We start from the raw sequence: 13,336 nt of genomic DNA on the forward strand, positions 1-13,336 counted from the left end.
GGCTGGGGCTTCCAACACTAAACTCTAAGTAACTCAATTATGAAAGTTGTTATTAAAGAAAGAGAATACGACTATATTTCCGATTATCCGAATGGTTGGCTCTTTGCCTCGGGCGACCCTTATAAATTTCCGGTAGATATCGGGAAATATACGTGTTTTGTAAAACGTTTCGAGAAAAAAAGGCCCGATGATATTTCGGGTTGGGATTTGCTGGTGCAGCTGAAGGGAAAATTTGACCCCAACCTGCCCCGGATTTACGATGTGGTAGAAGTAGCGGAAAATAACAAATCCATCTATTACATTTTTTACGAATTTTTGGCAGGTCAAACCTTGGAAGCCGCCGTTAACCGCAATGTTGCCCTAGATTTACATCGGCTAACCCTGGATATATTTAATGCCGCTGAAGCCTTGCACGCCCGCCAATTTTGGTTTTCAGATTTTTGCGAGAAAAATATTTTTGCGGAAGCTAATGGCCGTTTCTTACTCATCGACCTGGACAGTGTGCAGCCCTTGGCCGAGGTGCCGCACAATAATATGTACGGCGATAAGCAATACTGGGCATTGGTATTAAAATTTTACAAAGAACAGCTCGGTTATAAAAATATGAGACCCGCTGATTTAAGCGGCGCCATTCTGAACTACCTGCAAATCTTGTTTTTAGTTTTACGTTTAAAATTAGCCCTGCAAGATAAGCGCTACGATTATAAATCTACGGAGCTCTACGATAATCTACCCCAATTATTACTGGACACGGACTCGACCAGCTTCCAGGATTTATTTACGCAAGCACTGGCCGAAAGCAAAGAAGGCCAAGCACTACGGACCGCCTCTGCTACCAAAGAGCTGATCATCCGCCAAATCATTCAAAATGACCAGATTCCTTACCAGCCTACCCGGCGCTTGCCCGAGATTGTAGCCTTTAAAGTGAGCGACGCACAGGTGGCGCCGAGGCAATCTTTCTCCCTGGCCTGGGAAGTAGTGAACGCCACCCAAGTAACGCTTTACCGGAACGGGGTTTTATATCAGGAAATACGGTCGGGTACCAATACGCTGGAGCTAAGAGAAAATTACGATGGCCGACCCAAGACGGTAGCGTTTACGTTACGCGCCACGAGCAACGCCGGCGAACAAATGAGCGCACCCGTCAGCGTAACCATTATGGAGCAAGCATTTATGCCTAATCCAAAGCCTAGTTTAAACCAAGAAGACGCGCCTGATAAGCAAACTTGGCCCATTCAGGAAGAAGAAACGACGCCAGTACCAGATACGCAACCATACGAGCCAGAGCCTTTTAAGCCTATAAATCCTGATCAACCCGCGAAAGAACCTACTATTCAACTATTTGAGGCGAATACCACGCAGGTTATCGGTGGGCAAAAAATAAATTTAAAATGGGAAGTGGCAGCCGCTACCGAGGTAGAACTTTACCGCAACGATCAGTTATATTCCAATATTTTAGAGAGCCAGGGGAGCTTGGACATAAAAGAAGATTACGATGCAAGCGCTACCTCCATTACCTATTACCTGGTGGCAGCCAACAAAAATGGCCGAACCCGCAGTAGCGTACTTCCTGTCTCTATTATAAAACCCATTACCCCCGACCCGGGTAAGTTACGCTACATTCGGTTGGCAATGGCCGTATTATTCCTGGCAATAGCTGGTATTTTAGGGGTAGTGGCCTCGGGTATTCTTTTCCGGAAAAAAATAAAAGTTTTAGCCTTGCGCGGAGATTTAGTAGAAGGCCAAACCTTGGGTATTCGGGGTGAAAATCTTCCGGAAGAAGCCGGGAACGTGCAGGTGTTATTTAATGCCCTACCGGGTAAAATTATCACGCTTTCGCCTGATTCTATGCGGGTAGTAGTACCGGCGGTAAACACCACCCAGGATAGTATTCCCGTACGGTTGGCTTTGCTGGTGGAGCAGGACACGGTGTATACCGCAAATAACCTGACTTTTAAAAAGAAGTTGAATAGTAAAACCGAGCAACCATCCTTAGCTGAAAATACCATCGGAAAGCCCACCACCAGTAACAGTGCCGATAGTCAATCGACCTATTTACCCACCGTTACTCCAAAATCGGACCCCAGCCAGGATAATAATACTCTGAACAACCTGGGTGCTTCCAAAGACCAGCCTAAACCCAATAAAACTAAACCGGTACTACCAAAGCCATATAAACCCAAACCGAAGCCCAATGATCCGAAGCCTGCCGTAAAGCCGGAATCAGATGGTTATTCTACCCACCCGACGGTGGATATTTACAAACTAGTAACGGTGAAAAGTAACGTAATTGCCAAGCAGCGCCGTAATGGTACCAAAAATTTGGAAATTACCGTCCAGAACAGTTCGGCATACGACCTGGATCTTGTTCGCGTAGAAATAGAATACCTGCGTAAGAACGATAGATTAGTAGCCAAAGAAAGTCTGGATTTTACGAATGTGCGGGCGCATACAAGTCAAACCTTAGCGGCTCCCGATAACGAAAAAGGCAAGAAAGTAAATTTCAAAATTGTCTCCATTGACTCCAAACAGCTCTACTGAGTTTACTAATGAAAATATCGTCCACGGGATTAGCGGTGGTTATCTGCAGCCAAACCGTTGCTTCTGGCTTATTGCTATTTAGTCAGAAGCACCGGTTTGGGAATATTCTTGTGGCATGAACAAAGCATAACCAAATTTAAAAAATCAGGAAAAACGCGCTTACTGGTGCAGCCATGCAGGGTCGGATTATGGAGTACTGTAGTAATTACAAAGAACCAATCAATTCTGGCTAAGGTAACTTACCGAAAAAAATGGGCTTGATTTAATCGATCCTTTAGTATAGAGTAAAGATCGGCCGGATTTGAGTTAATGAAAGTTAAGCTATGCTATTGGTTCACCAAATCAAAAAATAAATTGCGGTGAAAGGTTGAATGCTTTTTAAGAGTGATTCCTTCGTAAAACTAAGTAAATGGATACAAGTAGTTAGACACCAGTATCAAGACAAAATAAAATAAGTAGTTGTTGGTTATTAGTTGTTCGTTGTTCGTTGTTCGGTTTATATACATTTGATGATCAGTACGATATCACCAATGATAGTCTAAATTAATTTCGGCAAAGCACTTATAATAAATTAATTATCAGTAATTTAACCTTGTATTTTCAACATTGGGATGTATCTTTCAATTGGTCCTTTTAATTAGTTCTAAAGTTTATTCAAATAAAATTAATAGTGGTATAAAGCTGGTTTATCTCTGAAAACAGCTTTGTAATACTACCAACAAGGCCCCTGTTCATTCAGAGTTGCTGCGGAAGCATTTTGATGGATCAAGGGCTTTTAACTGAAATAGGGTTATTGTTTTTTAAAGGTGTATTTTCTTCTGACCCCGACAAAAAGCAAAGTGCATCTATTTTCCGTCTAATTTTAATGTAATCCTCACATCTAGGTTCAGGAACCAGATTGTTAAACAGGTGCTAAAATAATGCTAATTTTGTTGCGGTATTTATAAGGCTAAGCGGCTGATTTTTAAAATTTAATAACTTATCTCCTGGAATTTTAGTGTAGATACATTCTACAAACTGGGTAATAGTTCCACACTATTGGCAAACCCTTATTTCGTATAAGTTCTCTTGGTGTAAATTCTACACTTATTTGATCCCCTTAAATTTTTTGGCATAAAATTAGTAGGGCGGCGCCCGTTTATGTCCATTATCAAGAGAGTATTTGATTTATCCTTATTTCTGCCCAATTATTCTGTATAAATAAAATACAATTAATGCTTGCCACCTATTTTTGGATGATGATTTATTATTATAATAATAGTGCAATTTTTTTAAATCTGCATTTGATTTTTATTTTCTGAAATTTGTTATATAAGCTGTAATTAACCGATGAGAATGATAGAAGCGATTGAGTTACTGTTAAACAGCTAATTCCTTTGATTTAAATACTATAATTATAAATATTAAAGTAAAAATCGGTAATATTCTAATAAATTTAAAAAAAGTTTTGCGTTTAAAATTATAAGCTCTAAGTTTGAACCAGAAATACAATAATTTAAAAAGGTTGCAACTTATTAGATATTTTATATTGTATCAGCATCAATTATTTTTTGATAGAGCGTATTAATTAAATTTACGGTTTTTTAATTGGTAATTGTTGGCTTTAAAATGCAAGAGTTATACATAGTAAGTATACAATTCCGGAGTGCTTTATTAACTAGTAAGTTCTGTTCCGGAATCTGATTTTTTTAAATTTTAATGCATGTTCCACCTTATCCACCCTTTATGAAAACTAAACTACTATTCTCCATTGCTTTACTTTCTTTATTTACTACTGCCTGCGAGACAGAAGAAAATGTGGAGCCCAAAGAGGTAGCCAGTCTGGAATCTGGTATTGAAAGTCTCTCGTACATTACTTCTGCCGATAGAAGCCGCGATAACTTGTATGCCGAAGAGCGGATAGAACCATCGTTAAGTGGCTTATTTCCCAGACAAAGCTATGCTTCGTATGCTTTTGGGAGCACTAACTCCCTTGCCAGAAGTGGTTCCCGATCTACCCGGTTTGAATTAAGAAAAGAAGGAAGTGCCATTAGATCGGAAGTTTATTGGAAGGATCATACACCTATTAATGGTTGGTATGGGATGAGTATGTATATGCCAAGTAGTAGCTGGATTACCGATGATAGAAGTGGCTGCTGGGATATAATTACGCAGTTTCATGGCACTCCAGATTCAGGAGAAGGAGCCCGGGTCCCCCCATCTCTTTAGCCGCCATCAGAGGCAGATTAGTATTAACAGTAAACTGGACTTCCCAAAGAATTTCGACGAAAGCGCAAGGAAAAAAGAATTTGATTTAGGGGCCGTTACCAAAGATAAGTGGTTAGATATTGTATATCACGTGAAACATTCGTACCGCTCCGATGGGGTACTGCAAATGTGGATAAACGGAAAAAAAGTAGTTGATTATTATGGACCTAATTCTTACAACGATGGCGTTTCGCCAATGCTCAAAATGGGTATTTACAAGAGAAACTGGTACAAAGCTACTAAACGCGTATTGTATATAGATGATATTCGGGTGGGTAGCGGTAGTGCCGGCTACAACGATGTTGCACCATCCGGCTCCGGCGGCACCAACACACCCGTTCCCGGCGATGATTCTAATGAGGATGATTCTGGCGACTCTGGTGATGATTCTACTGATGATTCCGGCGGGGACAATTCTTCCGGTGATACTGGCCAGAAAGTAGTAAGTTTTACATTGATTAATGCAGATACTGACCGCGAGATTCAAACCTTTAGCAATGGCGCCACTTTAGATTTATCTAGTTTGCCCACCCGCAATTTAAACGTCCGGGCCAATACCAACGTTATCGCGGGCAGTGTTACGTTCAGCCTTTCTGGAGCTAAAACCTTTTCCAAAACCGAAACAACCGCCCCTTATGCCTTATTTGGTGATACTAACCTCAACTACGCCCCCTGGCGGCCAACCGTAGGAAGCTATACTTTAAAGGCAACTCCTTACACCGGCGCTAACAAAACCGGGTCGGCGGGCACGGCCTTATCTATAAGCTTTAAAGTAACCGAATAACCCGGATTTTTTTAAATTTTAATCTATCAACCACCAACCTTCTTAGAAAGCAAAAAGCCGCTAAAATTTTAGCGGCTTTTTGCTTTCTTATTGTAAACACAAGTAAAGTTTTTCCGAAATTTTAATTAGTGTCCGTCAATTTTTTTAAATTATTCCGGGATATTTCCGGCAATTTTTCTCTTTTCGTAGTACTGGTAATCCGTTAGCAAATAATTAGCTAAAGCTACACCAAAGAAAGTAAAAAAATAAGCCTGGGCATACCGTTGTTTAAGCGCACCGGTAAGCAGGGGCAGGGCAATTAAAGCCGGCAGAAAGGGGGTTTCTATTTGCCCGTGGACCTTAAATGGCACCAAACGTTTTACAGCTACCGGGTGGTTCGTGAAAATATTTAAAATTCCCTGGGTACCGGCAAAAGCATAACAAAGCGTTTTAGCGGAGCCTTTAAAGTTAAATAAGCTGGGCGCCAAGGTTTGCAACGTTACAAAGCCATAGTCGATGAGGCCGTGGGCCGTGGGCCCGATTGGTTTATTATTCATGAAATAAGCTTTATAGGTTTTAATTCTCTACCAACGCAACCAATTACAAAGAGTTACTAAATAAACGCCTGCTTATTTCTTAAAAAAAATAGGAAGTTACAAGAGTAAATACTGGTAGTCATCCCGAAATCGCTATCCTGAATTTAAAAATTTGATTTATAAATTATTGTTTTACCCCGGGTGATTAGTGTTTTGCGGTTGCGCTTGAAATAAAAATAAAAGTATATTTAGCGTGCTCTTACGATTCAGAAAGCAATTAGCCTGTTTACCTTTAAGCTTATTTGGATGTCCGATCCGCTGCTGCAATTAAAGAAAGTAATAGATGCTTTGTACCCGGTGCCTCCGGCCGACTGGGAAGCGTTTGCCGGATTCTGGAAACCGTTTACAGCCAAACGGAAAGAAGTTCTGACGCAAGCTGGAGAAGCCGAAAAGTACTTGTATTTTGTGGTGGAAGGTGTGCAACGGGTTTTTTATTACGACGAACAAAACCGGGAAGCCACCTTGGTTTTTACCTATGCTCCTTCTTTTGGCGGCGTGCTGGATGCTTTCTTGCTGCAGCAACCCTCGCGTTATTACTACGAAACGCTTACGCCCTCGGTATTTCTGCGGGCCCCTGCTCCCGAGTTATTAGCCTTAATTAACCAAAGATCTACCTTAAGTTATATGATCCGGCAAGGATTAACCAATACTTTGTCGGGAGTGCTCGAAAGATTGGTGGAGCTGCAATGTTATTCTTCCGAAGAAAAATTTAAAAAATTGTTACAGCGCAGTCCGCATATTTTGCAGTTGGTGCCGCATAAATACCTGGCTAATTATTTAGGCATCGAGGCTACTAATTTCAGTAAGCTTATAAATAAAGTAAAAATTTAAAATTGTTGGTATTTACCAATATTTACTTTCCGGCGCCGCGCCATATTTGCCTGGTAAACTTAAAAGAACAGAATCATGCAAACACAAAAATTTACTACAATGGCGGCTAAAAGTTTTATCGGGTTATCGGCCATTAGTTTGTTAGCGGTAAGCGGAATGGCATTTTTTAGTCCGCAAGCGGTTATGGATTTAGTAGCGGTACAGTTACCCAATACGGATGCTTTTAGCTCTATCCGGGGCGTGTACGGGGGAGTAGGACTCACGCTTTTTATCAGTTTAATTTACCTAATGCGGACCAATTTGCCAAATGGCCTGGCCTTTCTGAGCCTGCTCTGGGGCTTTTATGCTTTATCGCGCCTCATCACCGTTTTTACCGAAGGGCCTTTAGGTAATTTTGGCAAACAATGGCTCTGCATTGAATCCGTGTTTTTTATAATCGCTATTAGTCTTTTTACCAGCCTCAAAAAATCGAACCAATCTAAAACTATCGCTTATTATGCCACCGGTAAATAAAAATCAATTTCTAGATTGCTTGGAACGGCGCGTAGAAAGCCACCTGCAAGAGGCCGTAAAAATATTTCAGAACGAGCCAGATGCCGTGTTGCTTCAGCCGGCTCCCGACGGGGGGTGGAGCATGGCCCAGTGTTTAGACCATTTAAACGGCTACGGTTATTATTACCTGCCCCAAATAGCAAAAGGGCTAAGTAAGCCCAACAAGGCTGCCCACCCCCATACGTTTACCAGCACCTGGTTAGGTACGTACTTTACCCGCCTCATGGAGCCCAGCACCGGAACCAAAAAAATGAAGGCTTTTAAAAATCATATTCCACGGCCAGATTTAGATGCTCCGGCGGTAGTGGCTGCGTTTATTCAACAACAGGAAACCTTACTGACCTATTTAAATCAAGCTCGTACGGCGGACCTGGACACAATTAAAATTCCGATTTCTATTACTAAATGGGTAAAGTTAAAACTAGGCGATGTATTGCAGTTTTTGATTGCGCACAACGAAAGGCACGTGCAACAAGCAAAACGCCATTTGGTAAATGCCGGCGTTTAAAAGCCCAATAAATTTGAGCGTGTTCCCTAGCCGTTGTATCGCTAAAAACAGAAGATGTCTGCTTAGTCAAACACTAAAAACAAATATCTTTAAAGCTGCCTTTACTCCGGAGAAAACTGTTTGTAGTAGTAATTTAAATAGTCTTCTCCGGAGTAAAGACAATCAGTAAACCATTAAAACCAGCGACCGGCAAATAATTTAACGAGTCTTTTATAATAAGAAGAGTAAAAGGGAAAGTTATTCTGATTATTTCGTTGCCGGCTTCTTTACCGAAACTAAATCTTTATAACTTATTAATTGAATGTTTTTTTGGCGGATAAACGCCTTTACTTCCGGATTGGTAAATACATCCGTTACTCCTTGGCGGTCAATAGCTACTTGTTCGTAGCCAATGTGTGAAATTCCCCGGATTTCGTCGGAGTCCAGCCCCGGATGGTCTACAAAAATATAAGTTTTACCGGCTTCCAGTTTTTGGAGCATATTTAAAAAACTTTGCTTTTTTTCGGCGGCCGTTTGCTTGGGTCCCTCGTAGGTTACCGAAGTAACCTGATGCTCTTTAGGATCTATGTGAATGTTATATTCCAAAGCTAGCTTTTTAGTTAAGTTTTTTACTTCTTCGGAGAAGGCCGTGCAGCCCATGTGCCCCGATACGTGACTAATGCGCGGTATTTTTTTCAGGGCTAATTCAATCTGGGCTCTAAATTCTTTTTCAATGTCGGCCAGTTGCCAGGCATTTTCGGTAACAGCCAGGCCCGGGTAGTTGCTATTAGGTTGTATCATGGGGTAAAAATAACCATCGCGATCGCGCAAGCTGGCAGCGGTTGTTAAAGGGCGCCATTTTACATGATCCCACTCACTCGTCAGGGTTAGATGAATGCCAACATCCGCGTCGGGGTTTTGTTGCAGCATTTTAACCGCTTCCGGAAACCAGGGCGAAGGCACCAGAATCTCGATGGAGGTTTGAATGCCTTCTTTGTAGGCTTTCAGCAAGGCTTCGTTTCCGGTGTGCGCGTAACCCATATCGTCGCCGCGCACAATCAGGCGAATAGGTTTGGGTTGGGCCCAGGCCGCAAAATTACATACACTTAAAAATAAAAAGAGACTGAGAGCTTTCATGCATTATTTGTAAGAGAAAGATGACCGTTTTTTAAAAATAATTTATACCTTTTAATTTGAAGCTTTTTTTGCGGTCAAATACTTTATTGAGTATCAGGACAAAATTAAGTTGATAAAAACCTGAGTTTAAGTGCTTGATTATTAATTTATTAACGATCGAACAACGAACAATTAAAAACGACCAACTACTTGTTTACACGAACACTGGATTATTTTAAATTTTGTTAACCTAGATGGGCAAAATGAAAAGCATCCAAGCCGCTTTTTCGTCGGTTTATAGATTTTACTTCGGAGAAATTAAAGCTTTAAAGAAATAACTATCGGGGTTCCAGGTAGGGCGGAGGGCATTTTGAGCAACCTGGTAACTGATTAAAAAATTAAGCTGCGTGTAAACTTTACCGGCGTTAAAGTCAAACAGGCCATTACTATCATCCTGTGGTTGGTGGTAATAGGTTTCGCGCCACTGCTGTACCTTTTTGTTTAAATTATTAGCACCATCAGGGGTTTTGTTGCCGTACTTAATGTGTAAAGCCGGAATACCTTGTTTCACAAAGCTGTATTGGTCGCTGCGCACAAAACGGTTTTGTTCGGGTTCCGGGTCACCTTCTACGCCTAAGTGCAAGTAAGTGGCAGCCGCTTGTACCGGCTTGCTTAACGAAGAATGCTCGGCGCCCAGAGCCACCACCGATAATAAAGGGGCAATCAAAGTAGGCATATCGGTATTAATGTTCGCCACGATGCTGGCAGCCGGTACTACCGGCCGCATGGCCAGGTACGTCGAGCCCAGTAAACCCATTTCTTCGCCGGTAACTAAAGCGATTAAAACAGACCGCTTGGGTTTGTCTTTCAGTTGCGCGTATAATTTTGAAATTTCGAGCAAACAAGCTACTCCCGAGGCATTATCGTGGGCCCCGTTGTAAATAGAATCACCTTTTACGGGCGTACTAATGCCTAAATGATCCAGGTGGGCGGTATGCACCACGTATTCGCTTTTAAGCGCAGCATCCGAACCCGTAATTTTACCGATTACGTTGTAGCTGATTATATCCTGGTAGGTGTTGGTGTAAGCCGCTTTAACTGCTTGCGGCATGGGCGTAGAAGCCGGCTTTCCGGCTTTTAGCGATGCAAACACTCGGGTCGTATCCAGGTTGGCTTGCTGCAACAACTGATTAAACCGCGTTCGGTTAAACAAACTAAGCAATTGCATTTTATCGGAAATGTAACTACCCGAAGGCGCCATTTTACCGTCTGGGAACCGGACGTCGTTAACTCCCTTTAATTCGTGTACCTGGCCGCTGGCCGAGCCAATAATAACGCCAACGGCGCCATGGTCGAGAGCCGTTTTTAAAATAGTAGTTAAATTCATGCTGCTAGCGGCTACACTCGACAGAAAATTTTGCGGCGCTCCCCGCCGGATAACCACTATTTTGTTTGTAACATCTACCCCGGCGTAATCGTCGTAGTTTAAGTCTGGAGCGCTAATGCCGGAACCCACAAAAACTAAAGCAGCTTGTACGTGGATAGCAGGATTTTCGAAATGCGGATATATTATAAAATCTTTTCCGTTCCGCAAGGCTTCTTCTTTGCCGGGGCCATTTATTACAGCCAAGGTGGCATCTTTGTTCGTAAAAGCTTTGCGTAACCTTACCGGTTGCAAATAACTATTATTTTCGCCGGCTGGTTCTACCCCCGCTGCCTTAAACTGTTCTACTGCATAATCGACGGCCATCTGGTAACCGGGCGTACCGGGCAACCGTCCTTTTAAACGATCATCGGCCAAAAAGGTAACGTGCGCCTGCAAATTTTCGGGCTTTACCGTTTGTAAAAGGGAAGCAGTATTTTTATTAATTTTTAAATTTTGCGCGTAGGGAGTACCTATACGAAGAACACCCAGTAACAATATTAGGATTAATGGTTTATTCATAGAAAAATAGCTGGTCGTATTAATTTTTTAAAAAATCGAAAATGCTCGAAAAGCATCCGAAGCAAGATTTTTATGAATTAATAATTTTTTATTGCTTTACTCGCTATTGCCGAACAAAGTTTTGGACCGGATGGAGTTAACCCACTCTGGGATTTAAGCCTCTTTGTTAGTTCTTTAGAATTTATATTTTCTGCTGATTTTTAAAAAGCAGCGAGGAAGCTACCCTGAAAAATACTGAAAAATCAGTATTTTTTATCATTTCGGTACTTGTTACCTTCCCTTAATAAGTGAGCAGTAATGTACAGCTAATAGTGCCGCTACGTTTATGGCACGCACTGGTTTGCGGAACAGTTTAACAAGTATTCCCTTGTAATTCTTAGACCTAAGAATATATGTTACAATCAGCTAAAGTTTACTTGTTGGTATTCGTGCTAATGGCCCAAAGTTTAGGTTTAATGGCGCAAAAGCCACCCACGGGTGGCCCAAATCCTAAGCCACCGCCGCCGCCGCCCATAGGCCTGATAATTGCGGCAACTGGTGTTGCTTTAGGAGGAGCTGGCCTTTATACTTTTAAATTACGAGGTCCTAAAATTCCGGTCGGCGATTATTTGCCTAATTACTTACTCCGCCACGATATTTTACCTAGTCCGGACGCCATTCAATTAATGCATCAACTGAACCCCAAACTAAACCGCACTAATGTTATTAGAACGAAGACAAAGCTAAAAAACCCAGACTTACCCGAGATTTCCCAGGAGCAATTAAATAGTAGTTTAAGTACTGGGCAAACCACTACCATTCCTACGGAGCTGAAAGAACAAATTAGCTTGTATAAATCCAGCCTGAAAACTTTTCGCAACGCTAAAAAATCAATAAAAAAAAGTAATATAAGCCTCGATAGTATCTATGCTGTTTTAACGAAAATAGAGCAAGTTATTACGCCGCACGAAAAAAGTAAAGAAGAAATTAGTGTTATAAAGGCTCAACTGGTAAAAGATTTATTTGGAGTATTAAATAAAACGCTTTCCCGGAACATTGCCACGAAAATAATTGGCGACAGCGATTCCCGGGTTATGAAAGAGATTCTGGAAAGTTTAACAGAATTAATCTTGCCTGATTTAAATCAGAAACTCACTCCTCCGAAGAGTAGCCAGCTTAATAGAATGGATTTACCCGCAAAAGAAAATAGTTGGTACGCCCTGGTAGATTCAAGTACCGTCCTTTTTGCGAACAAAACCTTTCAGCCCAATGCGGTAAGCAGCTCTCTGGTAAGTCCGCTGGATGTAAATACTGTTTCTGAAGTTTATAATCTACCTATTCCGAATATGGAGCAGGGGTTTGCCTTTGCGGTTTACAAGATAAATGCGGCCGGAGAAACCATAACCAAAGGTCCGGAAGTAGAAGGACAATACTCGGTACATTACGCTTTGCCGGCCTTAAGAAGCTTTACGAATGCCTATCATGAGTGCGCTCCCGGGCGGGCTACCTACGCTTATGCTTCTTTACCCCCGGCCAAATATTTCTTTGAAGTGCGCGATAATAAAGGAAAAGTAGTGGCTTTGCAAAATCCGTTAATTGATACCAAAGACGCATTTCGGGCATCGCGGATTACAGGTGAAAAAAAGATCATTAAAATTATCATCCGGGTATCTCCATGATTCAACTATTAAAAAGCCGGGCTTTGTTAATTAGTGTTCTGTTTGGGCTTTTTGGCAATGCTTTGGCCCAGCTGTTGGTAATCGACGAAATGACCTGGTATTACACCGCTTTGGCCAGCCTGATTAGCTTAGTGATAAATTTGTTGGCTACTTTTTTATTAAGAGGCCGAAACACCAACAGGCGCAGAAATTACGTGAAGCTATTTTGCCTGCTAACGTTTATCGGTTTAATCGCTACCGTGTACCTGCATACCAAATATTTTATGGCCGGCACCTTTCCCTACAGTGGTTACGACGAAAAGGTGAGCTATTACGTGAAAGGCACGGAATATACGCCACTAGCCTTAAAATTTAAAGAAGAACACCCGGAGATTCAATCGGATTCTGATTTGGTGCACGAAGGGTTTGGCTCCCCGAGCGAAAAAGACCGGGTCTGGACGGCCCAATCTATTGATCAGAATAAATTAAAATTAATATCGAGTTATTCGCTGGTGGTTATGTTTTTTGTCGGACTTATTTCGGTGTTACTGGAGGTAATACCCAAGTCGGATGGTAGTAAAGGACATATTGCAAGAAATAACACCCGGGTAGTAACTTAAG

General features: G+C 41.8%; 11 protein-coding genes. 8 read left to right on the forward strand and 3 right to left on the reverse strand.

Annotated elements, in window-relative coordinates; translation table 11 throughout:
* Positions 1-39 precede the first annotated feature (39 nt).
* The 3 genes from AHMF7616_RS06210 (at position 40) to AHMF7616_RS06220 (ending at position 5,572) form a co-directional block, all read left to right on the forward strand.
* On the forward strand, positions 40-2,541 hold the full coding sequence (locus AHMF7616_RS06210) for an IPT/TIG domain-containing protein (RefSeq protein WP_115372102.1): 2,502 nt from the start codon (positions 40-42) through the stop codon (positions 2,539-2,541).
* Positions 2,542-4,266: 1,725 nt separating this feature from the next.
* Positions 4,267-4,749, forward strand: a complete 483-nt coding sequence (locus tag AHMF7616_RS27435; protein WP_158546107.1) for a heparin lyase I family protein — start codon at positions 4,267-4,269, stop codon at positions 4,747-4,749.
* Entirely contained in the window at positions 4,700-5,572 is an 873-nt protein-coding gene (locus AHMF7616_RS06220; protein WP_115372104.1) for a heparin lyase I family protein, read from the forward strand. The genes AHMF7616_RS27435 and AHMF7616_RS06220 overlap by 50 nt, the downstream gene beginning before the upstream one ends.
* A gap of 149 nt (positions 5,573-5,721) precedes the next feature.
* Here AHMF7616_RS06220 and AHMF7616_RS06225 read toward each other — a convergent pair whose 3' ends face one another.
* Entirely contained in the window at positions 5,722-6,108 is a 387-nt protein-coding gene (locus AHMF7616_RS06225) for a hypothetical protein (RefSeq protein ID WP_115372105.1), read from the reverse strand.
* A 285-nt stretch (positions 6,109-6,393) separates the two neighbouring features.
* On the opposite strand from AHMF7616_RS06225, the gene AHMF7616_RS06230 reads away from it, so the two are divergent.
* The 3 genes from AHMF7616_RS06230 to AHMF7616_RS06240 all read left to right on the forward strand — a co-directional run bounded on the left by AHMF7616_RS06230 (position 6,394) and on the right by AHMF7616_RS06240 (position 8,038).
* On the forward strand, positions 6,394-6,978 hold the full coding sequence (locus AHMF7616_RS06230) for a Crp/Fnr family transcriptional regulator (protein WP_115372106.1): 585 nt from the start codon (positions 6,394-6,396) through the stop codon (positions 6,976-6,978).
* Positions 6,979-7,053: 75 nt separating this feature from the next.
* Entirely contained in the window at positions 7,054-7,491 is a 438-nt protein-coding gene (locus tag AHMF7616_RS06235; protein ID WP_115372107.1) for a DUF4345 domain-containing protein, read from the forward strand.
* On the forward strand, positions 7,475-8,038 hold the full coding sequence (locus AHMF7616_RS06240) for a DinB family protein (RefSeq protein WP_115372108.1): 564 nt from the start codon (positions 7,475-7,477) through the stop codon (positions 8,036-8,038). Before AHMF7616_RS06235 ends, AHMF7616_RS06240 begins: the two co-directional genes overlap by 17 nt.
* A gap of 246 nt (positions 8,039-8,284) precedes the next feature.
* Here the strand turns inward: AHMF7616_RS06240 and AHMF7616_RS06245 are convergent, their stop codons facing one another.
* Positions 8,285-9,154 (reverse strand): polysaccharide deacetylase family protein, encoded by an 870-nt coding sequence (locus AHMF7616_RS06245; RefSeq protein ID WP_115372109.1) that lies wholly within the window; start codon positions 9,152-9,154, stop codon positions 8,285-8,287.
* A 283-nt stretch (positions 9,155-9,437) separates the two neighbouring features.
* Complete coding sequence (locus AHMF7616_RS06250; protein WP_115372110.1) at positions 9,438-11,078, reverse strand: M28 family peptidase; 1,641 nt, start codon at positions 11,076-11,078, stop codon at positions 9,438-9,440.
* Between the two features lie 392 nt (positions 11,079-11,470).
* On the opposite strand from AHMF7616_RS06250, the gene AHMF7616_RS06255 reads away from it, so the two are divergent.
* Both AHMF7616_RS06255 and AHMF7616_RS06260 read left to right on the forward strand, forming a co-directional pair.
* The gene (locus AHMF7616_RS06255; RefSeq protein ID WP_147275617.1) at positions 11,471-12,736 is read left to right on the forward strand and encodes a hypothetical protein; all 1,266 of its coding nucleotides are present in this window, start codon (positions 11,471-11,473) and stop codon (positions 12,734-12,736) included.
* On the forward strand, positions 12,733-13,335 hold the full coding sequence (locus tag AHMF7616_RS06260) for a hypothetical protein (RefSeq protein ID WP_115372112.1): 603 nt from the start codon (positions 12,733-12,735) through the stop codon (positions 13,333-13,335). The genes AHMF7616_RS06255 and AHMF7616_RS06260 overlap by 4 nt, the downstream gene beginning before the upstream one ends.
* Position 13,336 lies beyond the last annotated feature (1 nt).

The sequence above is a fragment of the Adhaeribacter pallidiroseus genome (genome assembly GCF_003340495.1).
Taxonomy (GTDB): domain Bacteria; phylum Bacteroidota; class Bacteroidia; order Cytophagales; family Hymenobacteraceae; genus Adhaeribacter; species Adhaeribacter pallidiroseus.

Bases quoted from the DNA above. Each gene is read 5' to 3' on its own strand.
- AHMF7616_RS06230 (WP_115372106.1), top strand. From the start codon at position 6,394: ATGTCCGATCCGCTGCTGCAATTAAAGAAAGTAATAGATGCTTTGTAC.
- AHMF7616_RS06220 (WP_115372104.1), top strand. From the start codon at position 4,700: ATGGCACTCCAGATTCAGGAGAAGGAGCCCGGGTCCCCCCATCTCTTT.
- AHMF7616_RS06240 (WP_115372108.1), top strand. From the start codon at position 7,475: ATGCCACCGGTAAATAAAAATCAATTTCTAGATTGCTTGGAACGGCGC.
- AHMF7616_RS06255 (WP_147275617.1), top strand. From the start codon at position 11,471: ATGTTACAATCAGCTAAAGTTTACTTGTTGGTATTCGTGCTAATGGCC.
- AHMF7616_RS06260 (WP_115372112.1), top strand. From the start codon at position 12,733: ATGATTCAACTATTAAAAAGCCGGGCTTTGTTAATTAGTGTTCTGTTT.
- AHMF7616_RS06235 (WP_115372107.1), top strand. From the start codon at position 7,054: ATGCAAACACAAAAATTTACTACAATGGCGGCTAAAAGTTTTATCGGG.
- AHMF7616_RS27435 (WP_158546107.1), top strand. From the start codon at position 4,267: ATGAAAACTAAACTACTATTCTCCATTGCTTTACTTTCTTTATTTACT.
- AHMF7616_RS06250 (WP_115372110.1), bottom strand. From the start codon at position 11,078: ATGAATAAACCATTAATCCTAATATTGTTACTGGGTGTTCTTCGTATA.
- AHMF7616_RS06225 (WP_115372105.1), bottom strand. From the start codon at position 6,108: ATGAATAATAAACCAATCGGGCCCACGGCCCACGGCCTCATCGACTAT.
- AHMF7616_RS06245 (WP_115372109.1), bottom strand. From the start codon at position 9,154: ATGAAAGCTCTCAGTCTCTTTTTATTTTTAAGTGTATGTAATTTTGCG.
- AHMF7616_RS06210 (WP_115372102.1), top strand. From the start codon at position 40: ATGAAAGTTGTTATTAAAGAAAGAGAATACGACTATATTTCCGATTAT.